This window comes from Chlorobaculum sp. 24CR, from assembly GCF_004118635.1.
GTDB lineage: Bacteria > Bacteroidota > Chlorobiia > Chlorobiales > Chlorobiaceae > Chlorobaculum.
Genome location: NZ_SDGU01000016.1, coordinates 12,838 through 30,046, shown reverse-complemented (window position 1 = coordinate 30,046; position 17,209 = coordinate 12,838). Strand labels below are relative to the sequence as shown.

Annotated in this window: 17 protein-coding genes; 12 read left to right on the top strand and 5 right to left on the bottom strand. The window is 59.5% G+C overall.

The genetic code is table 11. The features are described from left to right. From EST62_RS03700 to hypA, 3 genes are all read right to left on the bottom strand, one after another. On the bottom strand, window positions 1-1,838 hold a 1,838-nt coding region (locus tag EST62_RS03700; protein ID WP_134751606.1), incomplete at its 3' end, for a carbamoyltransferase HypF. After that, window positions 1,757-2,551 (bottom strand): hydrogenase nickel incorporation protein HypB, encoded by a 795-nt coding sequence (gene hypB, locus EST62_RS03695; RefSeq protein WP_129050764.1) that lies wholly within the window; start codon window positions 2,549-2,551, stop codon window positions 1,757-1,759. The genes hypB and EST62_RS03700, both read right to left, overlap by 82 nt. A gap of 222 nt (window positions 2,552-2,773) precedes the next feature. Then, window positions 2,774-3,115, bottom strand: coding sequence for a hydrogenase maturation nickel metallochaperone HypA (gene hypA / locus EST62_RS03690; RefSeq protein WP_129050763.1), 342 nt, complete (start codon window positions 3,113-3,115; stop codon window positions 2,774-2,776). Between the two features lie 221 nt (window positions 3,116-3,336). Between hypA and EST62_RS03685 the strand changes: the two genes are divergently transcribed. Both EST62_RS03685 and EST62_RS03680 read left to right on the top strand, forming a co-directional pair. Then, window positions 3,337-4,263: an aspartate carbamoyltransferase catalytic subunit gene (locus tag EST62_RS03685; RefSeq protein ID WP_129050762.1), complete on the top strand. Its 927-nt coding sequence runs from the start codon at window positions 3,337-3,339 to the stop codon at window positions 4,261-4,263. 77 nt (window positions 4,264-4,340) lie between these two features. Continuing rightward, entirely contained in the window at window positions 4,341-5,216 is an 876-nt protein-coding gene (locus EST62_RS03680) for a DUF1207 domain-containing protein (RefSeq protein ID WP_129050761.1), read from the top strand. 175 nt (window positions 5,217-5,391) lie between these two features. On the opposite strand, the gene EST62_RS03675 is transcribed toward EST62_RS03680, so the two are convergent. Further along, window positions 5,392-5,913 (bottom strand): NUDIX domain-containing protein, encoded by a 522-nt coding sequence (locus EST62_RS03675; protein WP_129050760.1) that lies wholly within the window; start codon window positions 5,911-5,913, stop codon window positions 5,392-5,394. A gap of 439 nt (window positions 5,914-6,352) precedes the next feature. Between EST62_RS03675 and EST62_RS03670 the strand changes: the two genes are divergently transcribed. Continuing rightward, window positions 6,353-7,510, top strand: a complete 1,158-nt coding sequence (locus EST62_RS03670; RefSeq protein WP_167599159.1) for a hypothetical protein — start codon at window positions 6,353-6,355, stop codon at window positions 7,508-7,510. Window positions 7,511-7,650: 140 nt separating this feature from the next. Here the strand turns inward: EST62_RS03670 and EST62_RS03665 are convergent, their stop codons facing one another. Then, entirely contained in the window at window positions 7,651-7,923 is a 273-nt protein-coding gene (locus EST62_RS03665; RefSeq protein WP_129050758.1) for a hypothetical protein, read from the bottom strand. A 15-nt stretch (window positions 7,924-7,938) separates the two neighbouring features. Between EST62_RS03665 and EST62_RS03660 the strand changes: the two genes are divergently transcribed. The 9 genes from EST62_RS03660 to EST62_RS03620 all read left to right on the top strand — a co-directional run bounded on the left by EST62_RS03660 (window position 7,939) and on the right by EST62_RS03620 (window position 17,200). After that, entirely contained in the window at window positions 7,939-8,196 is a 258-nt protein-coding gene (locus EST62_RS03660; RefSeq protein WP_129050757.1) for a DUF4212 domain-containing protein, read from the top strand. Between the two features lie 53 nt (window positions 8,197-8,249). Further along, window positions 8,250-10,034: a sodium:solute symporter family protein gene (locus EST62_RS03655; protein ID WP_129050756.1), complete on the top strand. Its 1,785-nt coding sequence runs from the start codon at window positions 8,250-8,252 to the stop codon at window positions 10,032-10,034. Window positions 10,035-10,188: 154 nt separating this feature from the next. Beyond that, window positions 10,189-12,063 (top strand): excinuclease ABC subunit UvrC, encoded by a 1,875-nt coding sequence (uvrC, locus tag EST62_RS03650; protein ID WP_129050755.1) that lies wholly within the window; start codon window positions 10,189-10,191, stop codon window positions 12,061-12,063. Between the two features lie 91 nt (window positions 12,064-12,154). Then, the gene (locus EST62_RS03645; RefSeq protein WP_129050754.1) at window positions 12,155-13,552 is read left to right on the top strand and encodes a tetratricopeptide repeat protein; all 1,398 of its coding nucleotides are present in this window, start codon (window positions 12,155-12,157) and stop codon (window positions 13,550-13,552) included. Between the two features lie 21 nt (window positions 13,553-13,573). Then, entirely contained in the window at window positions 13,574-14,464 is an 891-nt protein-coding gene (locus EST62_RS03640) for a shikimate dehydrogenase (RefSeq protein ID WP_129050753.1), read from the top strand. A 139-nt stretch (window positions 14,465-14,603) separates the two neighbouring features. Further along, window positions 14,604-15,086, top strand: coding sequence for a signal peptidase II (gene lspA, locus EST62_RS03635; RefSeq protein ID WP_129050752.1), 483 nt, complete (start codon window positions 14,604-14,606; stop codon window positions 15,084-15,086). Further along, window positions 15,083-15,865, top strand: coding sequence for a TatD family hydrolase (locus EST62_RS03630; protein WP_167599158.1), 783 nt, complete (start codon window positions 15,083-15,085; stop codon window positions 15,863-15,865). The genes lspA and EST62_RS03630 overlap by 4 nt, the downstream gene beginning before the upstream one ends. Window positions 15,866-15,989: 124 nt before the next feature. Then, on the top strand, window positions 15,990-16,679 hold the full coding sequence (locus EST62_RS03625; protein WP_129050751.1) for a tetratricopeptide repeat protein: 690 nt from the start codon (window positions 15,990-15,992) through the stop codon (window positions 16,677-16,679). A 32-nt stretch (window positions 16,680-16,711) separates the two neighbouring features. Then, window positions 16,712-17,200, top strand: a complete 489-nt coding sequence (locus EST62_RS03620) for a peptidylprolyl isomerase (protein WP_129050750.1) — start codon at window positions 16,712-16,714, stop codon at window positions 17,198-17,200. Window positions 17,201-17,209 lie beyond the last annotated feature (9 nt).

Here is a 17,209-nt window from a genome sequence, read left to right as displayed (position 1 = left end):
CCGACGAGCACCTCGCCGCCCCACGCGGCGCCGTCCGCGCCGTAGCCGACGCCGTCGAGCGTGAGGCCGATGGCCGGGCCGTCGCAGCGGTGTTCGGCGAGGCACGAGGCGAGGTGCGCGTGGTGGTGCTGCACGCCGAGCGTCGGCCTGCCTTGCTCCAGCGCCCAGCGCGTGGTCATGTAAGCGGGATGGAGGTCGTGCACGAGCAGCTCGGCGTCCGCGCTGAAGATGCGTTGCAGGTGCGCGGCTACGTCGTCGAAGTGGCGATACGCTTCATAGTTTTTCATGTCGCCGATGTGCTGGCTCATGAACGCCTCGCCGCCCTTCGCGAGGCAGAGCGCGTTCTTCAGCTCGCCGCCCGTGCCGAGCACCGGCAGGCCGCTTTCGGCGAGCCTGATCGGCGCGGGCGCGTAGCCCCGGCTCCGGCGCACGAGGCGCACCGCTCCGGCGAGATGGACGACCACCGAGTCGTCACAGCGCCGGGCGATGGGGCGGTCGTGCATCAGGAACGCATCGGCGATGCCCGCCAGCCGTTCGAGCGCCTCGGCGTTCTCCGCCACGAGCGGCTCCTCGCTGAAGTTCGCGCTGGTCATGACAAGCACCTCCGGCCCGTCGCGCATGAGCAGAACGTGCAGCGGCGAGTAGGGCAGCATCACGCCGAGGCGGTCGTTGCCGGGGGCGATGGACGCGGCGAGCGGCAGATCGGCGCGTTTGCGAAGCAGCACGATGGGCGCTTGCGGCGAGGCGAGCGCGGCCTCCTCATCCGCGCCAATCTCGCACAGCGCACGGGCGGCGGCAAGGTCGCGAACCATCACGGCAAACGGCTTCTGTTCGCGTCCCTTGCGGGTTCGCAGGCAACGAACGGCATCGTCGTTCGAGGCATCGACGGCGAGATGGAAACCGCCGATGCCTTTGATAGCTACGATCTCGCCTCGACGAAGCACTTCGCCCGCCGCCGAAATCTCGTCGCCAACAGCCTGCTGACTGTCGAAATTTGCCGTCATTGCGAGGAGCGGCGCGACGTGGCAATCCATCTTCCTGAGTTCATTCAAAAGAGTGCTTCTCCCGACAAGTCGGGATCGCCATGACGGAGCGTCGGGTCTGATGCCGACCGGAATAACCGCTTGTTTACGGTCATTCCGGCAAACATCGATCCGCTGACCGCCCGCGTCGCGCAGTTCGAGCTTCGGGCCGCAGACGGGGCAGGCGTTGGGCTGGGCGTGGAAGCGGCGGTCAGCGGGATCGTCGTATTCGCGCTGGCAGTCGGGGCAGAGCGCGAAGTGTTTCATCGTCGTGAAGGGGCGGTCGTAGGGGACGGCCTCGACGATGGTGTAGCGCGGGCCGCAGTCGGTGCAGTTGGTGAAGGCGTAACGGTAGCGGCGTCCGGCGGGGTTGGCAATGTCGGCGAGGCAGGCCGGGCAGGTGGCGATGTCGGGCGAGATGAGCGTCTGCATCGCTTCGCCGCCGGTGGATTCGGAGATGACGAAGCCCGGCTCACCGCAGACGGACGGGATCACTTGCCGGTTAATCGAATCGATGCGGGCGAGCGGCGGCGCTTCGTCGCGAAGCGCGGCCTCGAAGCGGTCGAGATCGTCCGGCTCGCCCTCGATTTCGATCAGAACGCCGGAGCTGGCATTGCGGACAAATCCGTCCAGACCGAACCGGCCCGCAAGCCGCCACGCGAAGGGGCGGAACCCCACCCCCTGCACGATGCCGCGAACCTCGATCCGGCGGCGTTCACGCTGAAGCGATCCGCTCAGAGCGCCGCGATCTTCGAGTTCAGCCAGGCGATCCACTCGTCGAACCCCTCGCCGGTTCGGGCCGAAAGCTCGATCCATTCGAGGTGGTGGTTGACCTGCATGGCGTACTCGCGGCACTTGGCGGGGTCGAAATCGACGTGCGGCAAGAGGTCGGTTTTGTTGAGCAGGCAGAGGTCGGCCTCGTGAAACATGGTCGGATATTTGAGCGGCTTGTCCTCGCCTTCGGTGACGCTGATGACCACCACTTTGGCTGCCTCGCCGAGGTCAAAAAGCGCCGGGCAAACCAGGTTGCCGACGTTCTCGATGCAGACGAGCGAGCGCTCCGGCGGGTCGAGTTCCTTCACGGCGCGCTGCACCATCTGCGCGTCGAGGTGGCAGCCGGTGCCGGTGTTGACCTGGATGACCGGCACGCCGAGCGCGTCGATCCGGTCGGCGTCGTTGGTGGTCTGCTGGTCGCCCTCGATCACCGTGACGGGACACTGCTCCAGCAGTGCCGGGATGGTCTTTTCGAGAATCGAGGTCTTGCCGGAGCCGGGCGAGCTGAGGAAGTTCAGCGCCAGCACCCGCCGCGCCTCGAACCAGCCACGGTTGCGCTCGGCAAGCAGGTTGTTCTGCAAGAGCACATCCTGCTCCATCTGCACCTTGCGCACCTCGCCATGGTGGTGGTCGTGGCTGTGCTCGTGGTGGTGATGGTGGCCGCCCTCATCGCCGACGTGAACGTGGTAGCCCTTCACGCCCGGCTTGCGAAGCACCGCTCCGCCATCCCCCGAACAACCGCAGGTATCGCACATACTGTTTTACTCCCGTTGAATCTGGTAATTACTTTTATTTATTCCAGCAACAAAAAAATCGCAATCGACGCCGTTGTAAGATATTGGGCTAAAGCCATGATTTATTTTGTTTTATCCGCATACCCCGGACTGAAGTCCGGGGCAATTGTTTACGTGTTTTACTATCCGGCACCATAACATCGATCCGACGAATCAGTCTGATACGAGCGATCCGTCCACCCATCACTCTATGGTGAACGAACGCACCGCAAGCTCCTGGCCCGATTCGACCGTCACCCGGAACTGGCCGCAGGCCGGGCACCTGGCGAAAAAGTTCGTGACCGCGAAACGCTCGCCGCACGCCTCGCAGCGGCCCCGCCCCTCCGACTCTTCGATCAGGAGTTCGGCTCCGTCGGCAAGCGTGTCGCGCGTGGCCGCGTCGAAGCAGAACCGCAACGACTCGACCTGTACGCCCGCCAGCTTTCCGACCACGAGTTCGATGCCGGTAACTCTGCCGCCACCCTCCTCGCGGGCCTTGTCAACGACGACCTCGATCACCGACAGCGCGATGGACATTTCGTGCATGGGCAAAGGTTTAGGTGCTCGAAATCTTCCCCCCCGGTTTGAAAACCGGGGCAACATGAATGTAAAAGTTTTGAATGTCCGGAGGGCTGAACCCCTCCTGAATGCAAACTCCTGCATCTGCGCTCCGTCTTGAAAATCCAAGGAAAACAGCAGCCTACTATGATCGTCAAAATTTTCTTAATTTCGCAGAGCACAACCAACACTTATCCTTTACAGCACTTTTGAATCACCTCACGGGACTATACAGGCTGCCCGCCGACACGCTGCACGATCTTCTCGACCTTGCTGCCGGGTATCGCGCAGGCCTCAACAGAGAGCCGGAAATCTTCGCTCCGGTGCTTGCCAACCGGCGGATCGCCCTCGTTTTTTTTGAAAATTCCACCCGCACCCGCTTTTCGTTCGAACTTGCCGCGCGGCACCTCGGCGCGAGCACGCTGGGCTTCACGGCGGCGTCGAGCAGCGTCAGCAAGGGCGAAACGCTCTCGGACACCATCCGGAACCTCGAAGCGATGAAGGTCGATGCCTTCGTCTTGCGCCACCCGTCGTCGGGCGCGGCGGAGTTCGTGGCCTCGATCACCGACCGGCCCGTCGTCAACGCCGGTGACGGCACGCACGAGCATCCGACGCAGGCGCTGCTCGACATTCTCACGCTGCGCGAATATTTCGGGCGGATCGAGGGGCTGAAAATCATGATTCTCGGTGACATTCTGCACAGCCGCGTGGCGGGCTCGAACATCATCGGCCTCAAGACGCTCGGCGCCGAGATTGCCGTCTGCGCTCCCACGACGCTCCTGCCGGGCCGCATCGACAAGCTCGGCGTGCAGGTCTTCACCGATCTCGACAAGGCGCTCGCCTGGGCTGACGCGGCCATTGTGCTGCGGCTTCAGCTCGAACGCGCCACCGGCGGCTACATTCCGTCGCTCGAAGAGTACTCCGCGTACTACGGCCTGACCGACGAAAAGCTCGACCGGCTGAAACGGCTGCTGCCGGTGCTGCACCCCGGCCCGATCAATCGCGAAATCGAAATCTCGAACCTCGTGGCCGACCGCATCCAGCCACCGGGCTATTCGAGCAGTATGCTGATGGAGCAGGTCACCAACGGCGTGGCCGTGCGGATGGCCGTGCTGCACCGGCTGCTGGCCAAGTGAACCGGCGAATCGCTTCGGAGCGACGACTTTACACACTTGTTCATACACACAACAATCCCGATCAAGGACAACGCATCATGAAAACACGCACCTCAATTCTGACAACTGCAATGCTTTCGGCGCTCTGCGCCACGGCGCCGCTTTCGACGGCCTCGGCTGAATCGGCCATCAAGCCGACCTTCGACACGCTCTTCGAGCCGCTCGTCGCCGACCCGATGGAACCACGCATCGCCGTCATGCCGATGCTCGACAAAAAGCAGCTCCAGCTCGACATCGGCACCTCGGCTGACCTGTACCAGAACGACAGCAAAACCTTCGCCGTCGGCATCGACTTCGCCACCTGGTCGTTGTTGAACAGAAGCAACGACTTCAAGTTCCCGGTGGACTGCATCGACTACATGTTCGGCATCAATACGACGTTCCGCCACCAGTTCAGGGAGCGCCTGCTCTCGTTCGACGAGGCGAGCGTGCGGGTGCGTTTGAGCCACATTTCGGCCCATTTCGAGGATGGTCACACCGATGACGCTGGCCAGTGGCTCAACCCCGGCGATACCCCGTTCGGCATTCCCTTCACCTACAGCCGCGAGTTCGTCAACGTCACGGGAGCGCTCTCCGCGCCGGGCCGCCGCGTCTATCTGGGCTATCAGTACCTGTACAACACCCTGCCGGACGAAATCAGCCCCAGCTCGTTCCAGGCGGGCGTGGAGATCGGTCTTCCGGCCAACGCTTACGTGGCCGCCGACTTCAAACTGCTTCCGAAATGGGATTGGAACGAGGCCAAAACCGATGGCTACCGCGGCACCTGGAACCTGCAAGCCGGAATGCGCCTTACCTCGATCGGCCTCGAAAACGTGCGCGTCGCCGCCAACTACTTCTCCGGCATGAGCCGCCACGGCATGTACTTCTACAAGCCGGAAAGCTTTACGACGTTGGGAATGATCGTGGATTTGTAAACATCAGGGCAGGCGCACCTGACAGATCGGTCTGATGATCGGACTGATTCGACCGATCTGTCTGATAAAACCGGAATTCGGGCAGGCGCAAGGCCTGCCCCTACAACAGAACCGCCGATGCCATTTCCGTAGGGGCGACCCTCGCGGTCGCCCTTTTGTCGCCCTTTCCCGCCGCTCACAGCGGCGAGCCGAAGAATTCCGGGCGCTGGGTGTCGAAGCCACGGCGGAGGCCGGAATCGATGAATTCGTAGAGGAACGGCGGATAGAGCAGATATTCCGACAGCTCCGCCAGCGGCAGCCAGCGGGTTTCGAGAATCATCTGCCGGTCGTCGGGCAGCTCCGGGTCGCGGCCCGTTACAAGCTGGCCGCCGGTCACTTCGCAATGGAAGCCGAGCGAAACCGAGTGGTGCCGCTCCCCCTGCCCCGGCAAGCCCGGATGAGGCCAGAGCAGCTCCTTGACGAACACCATCCCGCCAACCGAGCACTCCAGCCTGGTCTCTTCGAGCATCTCGCGCCTGAGCGCCTCTTTGAGGGTTTCGCCCCGTTCGACCACCCCGCCCGGCAGAATCCAGTAGCTTTGGGGCATGGCCGGATCGTCCGGCGCGAAGCTCCGGTGCTCGACGAACAGCGCATGGCCATCCTGGACGCACAGGGCGCTGACTCTCAGATTGACCGGTTTTCTCGAAGGATGGTGCATAAACGTATCCGTTGCGGTGATCGATAGTTGCTCTCAGGCAATAAACGAAATTATTCGTCAGGGCCGAGCCTCGCCAGGCTAACCTGGGCATTGACCCGCCAGCGCTCTCGGTGAAGTTTTACAGGCGTACTTGACCTCGCGGAGGCTGTTTGGCTGCTCACGAATTCCCAATGGCTAAACAGCGTGAACCAGCCTGCAACGCCTTGCATGACAAGCTTTTGCAAACTGCGTAACTATAGAGGCAAAATGTACAGGGAAAGGGCGAGGGCATCTTTTTTTTGGACTAATCAATACTATTTCCTTATTTTAGCGCTAACCATAACCACACCCGTTCTTTCTATTTTTTATATGTTGCCATTCCTCAAAGTGGCAACGGGCCGCCAGAGCGGTCAATTTTTTGTCTTCAACACGCATCACACAACCTAACGGAGAACACACAATGAAAAAAATGCTGTCACTTGCTGCGATGTTCGCAGTACTGGCATCTGCCTCCACCGCTCAGGCTGAACTGAAACTCAGCGGCGACGCTGGCGTCAGGCTGAGAGATGTTTCCTACTTCGGCGACGCAAATCAGCTCTCTCTCACTGGTTCGGCCAGCGATGATGTCGTCTTCCAGTACAGAGTTCGCCTGAACGCTGCTGCCGATCTGGGCGACGGCTACTTCTTCAAGGCGATGATCACCAACGAAACTATCGCTGGCGGATGGGCTTCGGTAAACAACTTTGAAGCTGATGAAGACGGTATCGACGTCTCGAACTTCTATTTCGGACGCATGCTCGAAAACTGCCATTATATGGTTGGCCGTCTTCCGCTGAACTCTCTTAACAACCCGATCTTCGATCTTGCCCTATCTCCTTCTCAGCCGCTCGGCACACCGGTCTATAACCTTTTCATGGACCGTCTCTTAGGCCTGAACTATGGCACCAAGATCGGCGACGGTATGCTAAATGCAACCCTTTGTGTTCTTGACAACAATGTTGGCGGCAACACCCCTGCTGATGGCGATGGTCTCTTCAACGATGGCTATGCGCTGCACCTCGACTACAAAGTCAATGTCGGTGATGTCACGATCGAGCCTCAGATTCTGGCCGTTCTGACCAACGCCACCCCGATCAGCCAGGATGTTACTGGTGCCATGACTCCCGGACTCGGCGCTGGTGTTACTCCGTTCACCTTCGGCGCTCTTGTCGGCGTTCCAGCCGGTGACGCCAAGCTGGGCTTCGGAGCCTTCTACACCACCTGTGACGATACGACTCCGAACAATAGTAAATATGATTTTACCCCCGCCGGTGGTACTGACCTTCGAGGAGTTAAAGTCAAATACAACGGCTACCTGCTCAGAGTCAAAGGTGAAATCGGCAACTTCATGGCGTGGTACGACTACAACCACACCACAGACAAGTCTGGCCCCAATGACGTAAAGTACAACAACCACTTCGTGTGGGCGCAGTACAAGGTTCCGGTCTATTCTTCGGCAGCCGGCAGCATTACGATCCAGCCGACGCTTCGTTACCTGGCATCGAAAGAAGACCATAGCACGTATGAACTCACCGGCTCGCGTCTTCGCAGCGAGCTTTGGGCAACCGTTACTTTCTAAGGTTGTTCCGCAGCAACGTTCTCAAAAAGCCGCAGGAGACTGCGGCTTTTTTATTCGCTCATCGACAGGTATCAACTGTGCGCACGGTATATAACATCAATGAATAGTTGTAAATTCGACACTATATCGTGTATATTGCTTCATTTAATAATTGTGATGATTACCAGGCTCTGCCACACCCCGACCTGCTTCACCAGAATAAAACCTGGCGTTTCATCCCGGCGACCGTCCGGGCGGAAATATTGGCATAGCGCTTTGTGAATACCATCGGTGCCGCCAGACAGGAATTTCCACATCTCCGTCACGGTTGCCCGACAGAACAGATTGAAAACACTTACGATCCGACGACTCTCTTTCAGGGATTTCATTCCCATCCCATGTTCTTCTGTCTGCAAGTAGTTCTCAACAAGCACAAACTCACCATTGCCATGGAAAAAGCGAAACTCCAGGAGTACTGGAAAATCAACCTCGGCTACCTCGTCGGTCTGCTGGTTGTATGGTTCGTCGTCTCGTACGGATTCGGCATTCTCCTTGTCGAACCCTTGAACGCGATTCGGCTCGGCGGCTTCAAACTGGGCTTCTGGTTCGCCCAGCAGGGTTCTATCTACGTTTTCGTCGTGCAGATTTTCGTTTACGTCATGCTGATGAACAAGCTCGACAAAAAATTCGACGTCCACGAAGACTGACCTGACCGTCAGGAAATCCAGAAAGTATTTTCCAAACTCTCAACTCTACCATCATGAGTGTTCAATTATGGACCTATCTCATTGTTGGCCTGACCTTTGCCATTTACATCGGCATCGCGATCTGGGCAAAAGCAGGTTCAACGAAAGAATTTTACGTCGCCGGCGCAGGAGTGCATCCGATGATAAACGGCATGGCGACCGCCGCGGACTGGATGTCGGCGGCATCATTCATTTCGATGGCCGGTCTGATCTCCTTCATGGGCTATGACGGCTCGGTCTATCTGATGGGCTGGACAGGCGGCTACGTGCTGCTGGCCCTCCTGCTCGCTCCCTACCTCCGGAAGTTCGGCAAGTTCACCGTTCCGGACTTCGTGGGCGACCGCTACTACTCCAACGCCGCGCGTACCGTGGCCGTGATCTGCGCGATCTTCGTCTCCTTCACCTACGTCGCAGGCCAGATGCGCGGCGTCGGCGTGGTCTTCTCGCGCTTCCTCGAAGTCGATATCAACACCGGCATCATCATCGGCATGGCCATCGTCTTCTTCTACGCCGTGCTCGGCGGCATGAAGGGCATCACCTACACCCAGGTAGCGCAGTACTGGGTGCTGATCTTCGCCTACATGGTTCCGGCCATCTTCCTGTCGATCATGATTACCAACAACGCCATCCCGCAGCTCGGCCTCGGCGGCGCGACCTCGGACGGCGTTTATCTGCTCGACAAGCTCGACAATCTCTCGAAGGATCTCGGCTTCGCGGCCTACACCACCGGCTCCAAGCCGATGATCGACGTGTTCGCCATCACGCTCGCCCTGATGGTCGGCACCGCCGGCTTGCCGCACGTCATCGTGCGTTTCTTCACCGTCCCGAAGGTGCGTGACGCCCGAATCTCGGCTGGCTGGGCGCTCATCTTCATCGCCCTGCTCTACACCACGGCTCCGGCTATCGCCGCGTTCGCCCGCGTGAACCTCATCAACACGGTCAGCAACAAGGCGTATGCTGAGATGCCGTCCTGGTTCAAAAACTGGGAAAAAACCGGCCTGCTCGCCTGGATGGACAAGAACGACGACGGCAAGATCCAGTACCTCGGCAAGAAAGCCAACGGCGGCGACGCTTTTGAAGGCGAGAAGCCGAAATTCACCAAGGAGAAAGGCCCTGTCGGCCAGATGATGCTCTCCAACAAACCGACCGACAACGCCAACGAGCTCTATATCGACAAGGATATCATGGTGCTCGCCAACCCGGAAATCGGTCGCCTGCCGAACTGGGTGATCGCGCTCGTGGCCGCTGGCGGTCTTGCCGCCGCGCTCTCGACGGCTGCAGGTCTGCTCCTGGTCATCTCGTCATCGGTTTCGCATGATCTCATCAAGAAGCAGATCAACCCCAACATCAGCGAAAGCGCGGAGCTGATGTACGCCCGTATCGCGGTAGCCGTCGCCATTCTCGTCGCGGGCTACTTCGGCATCAACCCGCCCGGATTCGTGGCGCAGGTGGTGGCATTCGCTTTCGGCCTGGCCGCGGCATCCTTCTTCCCGATCATCATCCTCGGCATCTTCTCGAAGCGGATGAACAAGGAGGGAGCGATTGCCGGTATGCTTACGGGCCTGGTCTTCACGGCAGCCTACATCATCAATTTCAAGTTCATCAACCCCGGCGACAACAATCCCGATCACTGGATTCTCGGTATTTCGCCGGAAGGTATTGGCACGGTTGGCATGGTGCTCAACTTCGTGGTCAGCTTCGTGGTTTCGCGCTTCACCCCCGCGCCGCCGGAAGATATCCAGGAGCTGGTGGACAGCCTCCGCTACCCCAAAGGAGCCGGAGAAGCTTCAGCGCACTGAACAGCCAGAGCATTCACAAAAAGGCACGAACTATCGTGCCTTTTTGTTTTTGGGAAAAAAGGACTAAAAAGACATCAAGGACACAAAGGACAGAAGTGTTTTATTTGTCCTTTATGTCCTTTGTGTCCCTGCTGTCCTTTATCGAAATACTCCCATGAGCACCTGCCACCCACCTGCCAACACCGCTCTTGCCGAAAAGCTCGCCACGCTGCCGACTTCGCCGGGCGTCTATCGCTTCAGCAACGAGGCGGGTACGGTGATCTACGTCGGCAAGGCGCGGAATCTGCGCAACCGGGTGCGCTCGTACTTCAACAGCCAGGGACGCCAGCCGGGCAAGACCGCCGTCTTGGTGAGCCACATCGCCGCGCTCGACGTCATCATCACCTCTTCGGAGGTCGAGGCGCTGATCCTCGAAAACAACCTCATCAAGGAGCTGAAGCCGCGCTATAACGTCAACCTCAAGGACGACAAGAGCTACCCGTGGCTGGTCATCACCAATGAGCGCTTTCCGCGCATCTTCCTCACCCGGCAGGTGCGGCGCGACGGTTCGCTCTACTTCGGCCCCTACACCGAAGCCTCCCAGCTCCGGCTCATCCTCGACCTGATCGGCTCGATCTTTCCCGTCCGGAGTTGCAAGTACAAGCTCACCGAACAGGCCGTCGCGGCAAAAAAGCACCGGGTCTGCCTCGACTACCACATCCACAAGTGCAAGGGGCCATGCGAAGGGTTGCAGCCGGAGGAGGAGTACCAGGCGATGATCCGCGAAATCGTCACGCTGCTCAAGGGCAAGACCTCGGCGCTCGTGCGCGACCTCAACACCCGGATGCAACAGAAAGCGACAGAGCTGAAGTTCGAGGAGGCCGCCGCCCTGAAGGCGCAAGTCGAGGGGCTGAAGCGCTACGCCGAGCGGCAGAAGATCGTGAGCACCGAAGCGATCGACCGCGATGTCTTTGCGGTGGCGGCGGGCGAGGACGACGCCTGCGGCGTGGTGTTTCGCATCCGCGAGGGCAAGCTGATCGGCTCGCGCCACACCTACCTCACCAACACGGGTAGCACACCCTTGCCGAACCTGCTGGCGTCGTTCATGGAGCACTACTACCTCGAAACCCCCGACCTGATTCCGCCGGAGATCATGCTTCAGGTGGAGCTGCCGGAGGAAGAGATCGAGGCGCTGCGGCAACTGCTCGCAACGCGGCAGAGCGAGCGCCGACAGGTGCGCTTCGCGGTGCCGCGCATCGGCGAAAAGGCGCGGCTCATCGAGATGTGCCTCGAAAACGCCGAGCACCACCTGCACGAGTTCATGGTGCAGAAAAAGCTGCGGGGCGAAATCGCGCGGAAATCGCCCGCGCTCGAATCGCTCCAGCAAGTGCTGCATCTGGAAAAGCTGCCGGAGCGGATCGAGTGCTTCGACAACTCGCATTTTCAGGGTACCGATTACGTCAGTTCAATGGTCACCTTCGTCTCTGGCAAGCCGAAAAAGTCGGACTACCGCAAGTTTAAACTGAAAAGCTTCGAGGGGTCGGACGACTACGCCGCCATGCGCGAAGCGGTCACGCGGCGCTACAGTGGAACGCTTGCCGACGAATTGCCGCTGCCCGACCTGGTGCTCATCGACGGCGGCAAGGGGCAGGTGAACGTCGCGTGGCAAAACCTCCGGGAGCTTGGCCTCGACTTGCCGGTGGCGGGCCTGGCCAAGCGGCTCGAAGAGATTTTCGTGCCAAATGAGCGCGACCCGTACAATCTGCCCAAAACCTCGCCAGCGCTCAAGCTTTTGCAACAATTGCGTGACGAAGCCCACCGCTTCGCCATCACCTACCACCGCAAGCTCCGCAGCGACCGGACGATCCGCACGGAGCTGACCGGCATCCGGGGCGTGGGCCAAAAGAGCGCCGAAAAGCTGCTGAAGCACTTCGGCTCGGTGGAAAGCGTCTCGAAAGCCTCGCTCGAAGAACTTTCCACCGTCGCCGGAAGAAAAACCGCCGAAACCATTTACCGCTATTTCAACGCCGGAGACGCTCCCCAAGCCTGAAAGAATGGCCGGGCGAGACACTTTTTTTGAAAAAAAATCTGCTATATTGGCTTTGTTCTTATGATCGTGAAATTTGCACGAACAGGAGTGTATGAGTTTACTTGATTTTTTTGATGACAACCTGAACCATTCAGCAGGTTTCTTCCCGGACAGACCGGAAGGGACTGCCGACCCCGATTCCATCTACGATCCCGAAGAACTTCTCGACCTCATTATCCAGCTCAACGAGGAAGGACTTCACGAAAAATCGCTCGTTGCGGCCCGGCGGCTCGAAGAGCTCGCCCCCTACAACGCGGAAACCTGGTTTCACCTCGGCAACAGCCTGACGTTGAACGGACTCTTCGAGGAGGCGCTCGAAGCGTTTCAGCGCGCCGTTCTGCTCAGTCCCGCCGACAGCGAAATGACCCTGAATCTCGCTCTTGCGTACTTCAATACCGGTCGGCTCGACGAAGCGCTCGAAGAGATCGAGAGCGTTGTCAGCGACTCCACCACGGAACGGGATACCTCGTTCTACCGGGGCCTCATTCTGCAACGGCTCGAACGTTTCGATGAGGCTGAAAAGAATTTCCAAAAGACGCTGCAACTCGATCCGGAGTTCGGCGAGGCCTGGTACGAACTGGCCTACTCGCAGGACATTCTCGGCAAGCTCGATGAAAGCCTGGTCGCCTACGACAAAGCCATCGATCTCGACCCGTACAATATCAACGCCTGGTACAACAAGGGGCTTGTCCTGAGCAAGCTCAAGCGTTACCCGGAGGCGCTGGAAGCTTACGACATGTCCCTGGTTATCTCCGAGGATTTCAGCTCGGCGTGGTACAACCGCGCCAACGTGCTGGCCATCACCGGAAAAATCGAGGAGGCTGCCGAAAGCTACACGAAAACCCTCGAAATCGAGCCGGACGACATCAACGCGCTCTACAACCTCGGCATCGCAAAGGAGGAGCTGGAACAGTACCCGGAGGCGATCTCCTGCTACGAGCGTTGCATTGAGCTGAACCCGGAGTTCGCCGATGCCTGGTTCGCGCTCGCTTGCTGTTTCGAGGCGCTCGAAAACTACGAAGCGTCGCTCGACGCCATTGGCTACGCGCTCGTGGAGATGCCGGAGTGCATCGAATTTCTCCTGCTCAAGGCCGAGATCGAGTACAACCTCGGACGGCTCGACCAGTCGCTCGTGACCTACGAAAAGCTCATTCCCATGGAGCCGGACAGCCCGCAAATCTGGCTCGATTACGCCATGGTGCTGCGCGAAGCCGGGGCGATGGATGAGTCGATCCGCGCGCTTGAAGAGTCGATCTCGCTGCAACCGCTCTCGGCGGAGGCGCACTTCGAGATCGCCGCGACCTATTTCGCGATGGGCGACGACCAGAGCACCCTCAAGGCGCTCAGCAAGGCATTCAAAATCGATCCCGACAAAAAGCAGCTTTTCCAGAGCACCTTCCCCGAACTCTATCAGCAGGATGCCGTGCGCAGGCTGCTGGAAATCTCCTGAACCACCAGCGAAAAGAACATCGTGTCAAACTCTCAGTCCAAAAAAATTTTCGGGCTTATCGGCAAGCATGTCGATTACTCCTGGTCGCCGCTGATCCACAACACGGCTTTTGAAGCTCTGGGACTTCCCTGCGTTTACACCATCTTCAACATCTCCTCGCCGGAGCTGGTCGAAGACGCCCTCAAGGGAAGCCGCGCCCTCGGCATCGCAGGCTTCAACGTGACCATTCCGTTCAAGAAAACCGTCGTGCCGCTGCTCGACGAACTCTCGCCCGGCGCGCGCGCCATTGGCGCGGTCAACACCATCGTCAACAATGACGGCAAGCTGGTCGGCTACAACACCGACATCAACGGCTTTGCCACCCCGCTGATGCCGATGGCCGCTACTATCTGGAACAAGCCGGTCTGCATCTTCGGCAGCGGCGGCGCCGCCCTGGCCGCAGTCGAAGCGTTCAGGCTCCACCTGAATCCCTCCAGGGTGCTGATGGTGGTGCGCGATACGCAGAAAGCCGAAGCGATGCTCGAAGAGTACCAATACCGCGACATCGTCACCATCTGCGCGGGCAGGGAGATCGACCAGCCCTCGTGCAGCAAAAATATCCGGGATTGCCGCGTGCTCGTCAACGCCACGCCGGTCGGCACCGCCGGAAGAGTCGATCACATCCACAACATTCTGCCGACCGGGCACGGACTGTTGCACGACGGCCAGATTGTTTACGACATGGTTTACAACCCGCTCGAAACGCCGCTGCTTGCCGATGCGCGCGCCGCAGGCGCAGCCATTATTCCGGGCATCAACATGCTCATCGCCCAGGCCGCCCGCTCCTTCGCGATCTGGACCGGCCAGGAACTGCCCGTCGATCTGGTCAGAAAAACGGTTCTGGCTGAAATCGAAAAGAGCGAAGCTTCCTGAAACCGAAGAACCCGATTTCGATCTGGATCGATACGCTTCCCGAAAGCGCTCATTGCTAACTACCGCTTTTTGAAAATCAGGCCGGGTGGCGCTCCATTACACCCGGCAGCAATGCCTGACTGGCAACGACACTCTTTTCATGGCCCTCTTTTTTCTGATTGCGGTAGTGGCCGCCCTCTTCGACCGGGGAACCAAGCTGCTCGCCATCCACTACCTGCGCGACGGCGGGCAAACCATTGTCATCGCGCACGATTGGCTCAAGCTGACCTACGCCGAAAACCTCGGCATAGCATTCAGCGTCAGGCTTCTTCCTCCGGCGGGGCTGCTCCTCCTGACCCTCGCCATTTCGGCTGGCGTCGTCTGGTACGTGTGGAGATCAGGCAACCGCACGCCGCTCTTCATCACGGCCTTCGCGCTCATTCTCGGCGGCGGCGTGGGCAATCTGCTCGACCGCGTCATGCTTGGCCACGTGGTGGACTTCATCTATTTCGACCTCTACCACGGCGCACTGTTCGGCCTTCAGCTTGACCTCTGGCCGGTGTTCAACGTCGCCGACTCCTGCATCACCATCGGCGCACTCATGCTGGTGCTGTTTCACGAAAAGATTTTCGGCAAGCCATGAGCCTGAATGCGCCGGTTTACTCGGACATCCACTGCCATCTCTCGTTTCCCGATTTCGACCTTGACCGCGACCGGGTGATCGCCGACCTCCGGGCGGCGGGCGTGCAGTTCCTGATCGACCCCGGCACCGGCGTCGAGACGAACCGGAAATCGATTGAACTTGCAGGCAAATACGACTTCATTTTTTCCAATGTCGGCCTGCATCCACACGAGACGAACGAGCCGCTCACGCCGGAGCTGTTCGACGAACTGGCGGCACAGGCACGGTCGGCGAAGGTGGTCGGTATCGGTGAGATCGGCCTCGACTACCACTGGCCTCACGACCCGGCGCTCCAACAGGCGGCGTTCCGCGAAATGCTGCGGATGGCGATCAAACTCGATTTGCCGGTAGTGATCCACTGCCGCGACGCCTGGCCCGATATGCTCCGCATCCTCTCCGAGGAGCGCTCGTCCGGCTTGCGCGGCGCGATGCACTGCTTTTCGGGCGACCTCGACATGGCTCGCCGCTGCTTGGCGCTCGGCCTGAAAATTTCGATTCCCGGCACCGTCACGTACAAAAAATCGCCGCTGCCAGACGTAGTGGCCTCCGTCGGCCTCGGCGATCTCTGCTCCGAAACCGACGCGCCTTACCTCGCACCCGTGCCCAAACGCGGCAAACGCAACGAACCGGCCTTCGTCGCCCACACGGTGCGCAAGATCGCCGATCACCGCTCCGAGCCGTTCGAGGAGGTCGCGGAGGCACTCGTGCGCAATGCCGTGGCGCTGTTCGGACTGCGGTGAACGGCGATCTTGCGCCATTTTGAAATTCATACGAACTTGCTTAGGTTGAGCCTCAGACTGACCGCCGCCGGTAAGGCGAGACGATCAAGAGCACCACATTCAAAGCAACGACAGCACGAACCACATGAACACCACGCAACCCCAGAAAGCCCTTCCGGAAGCGACCTTTTCCGACCGAATGCTCGAAATCGGCATAAAGTACAAAACGCAGCTCACCGTCCTGTTTGTCGTCATCTGCCTCGCGGCGGGCGGTGCGCTTTTCTGGATGCAGAAGAGCCGGGTCGATGAGGGCGAAGCGTCGCTCGCGCTGGCAAAGCTCACGCCGTGGCTCGAAACCGGCGACGTCAACAAGGCGATCAACGGCGAGGGATCGATCAAAGGACTGAACGCTATCGCCAAAATGTGGGGTGTTACGCCGAGCGGCAAACTGGCCAGGCTCTACATGGCCAACATCCTCCTCGACAGCGGCAAACCGGATGACGCGCTCGCGATGTACAAGGGCGTTCAGAGTGACAACAAAGATATTCAGGCATCGGCCTTCGCCGGGGCGGCGGCCTGCAATGTCGAGAAAAAGGCGTTCGTCGAGGCCGCGCCAGCATATGAAAAGGCTTCGGAAACCGCTGAAAACGAAGCGCTCAAATCGATGTACCTCGACCAGGCCGCTGCAAGCTACGCACTGGCCGGTCAGCCCGACAAGGCAACCAAGCTCTACGACCAGGTCATCAAAACCTGGCCAGGTTCATCGCAGGCCGGAACCGCCCGGCGAGCGCTCATGCGCCTCTCCGGAGCGGGCGTGGCGGTACCCCAAATCTGACCGGTATTTTTTCGACACCCAACCACATCATCATGCCAGAAAAATTCATCATCAAAACCAGCATGGGCGATATTGCCATCGCCCTGCATGACGACACTCCCCAGCACCGCGACAACTTCGTCAAGCTCGTCGGCGAAGGTTATTACGACGGCATCCGCTTCCACCGCGTGATCGAAGGCTTCATGATCCAGACGGGCGACCCCCTCTCCCGCCACGACGAAAAGCGGATGATGCACGGCACCGGCGGCCCCGACTACCGCGTCCCGGCTGAAATCAAGCACCCGAACAAGAAGGGAACGCTGGCAGCGGCGAGGGACAACAATCCGCAGAAAGCCTCGTCCGGCAGCCAGTTCTACATCAACCAGGCAGACAACGGCTTTCTCGACGGCGAATACACCGTCTTCGGCGTCGTGGAGTCGGGCATCGACGTGGTTGACGCCATCGCTGTGGTGGAGACCGACATGCGCGACAACCCGCTCAAACCGGTCACCATCGAAACCATCACTCCGGTAACTGACTGAAGATCGAAA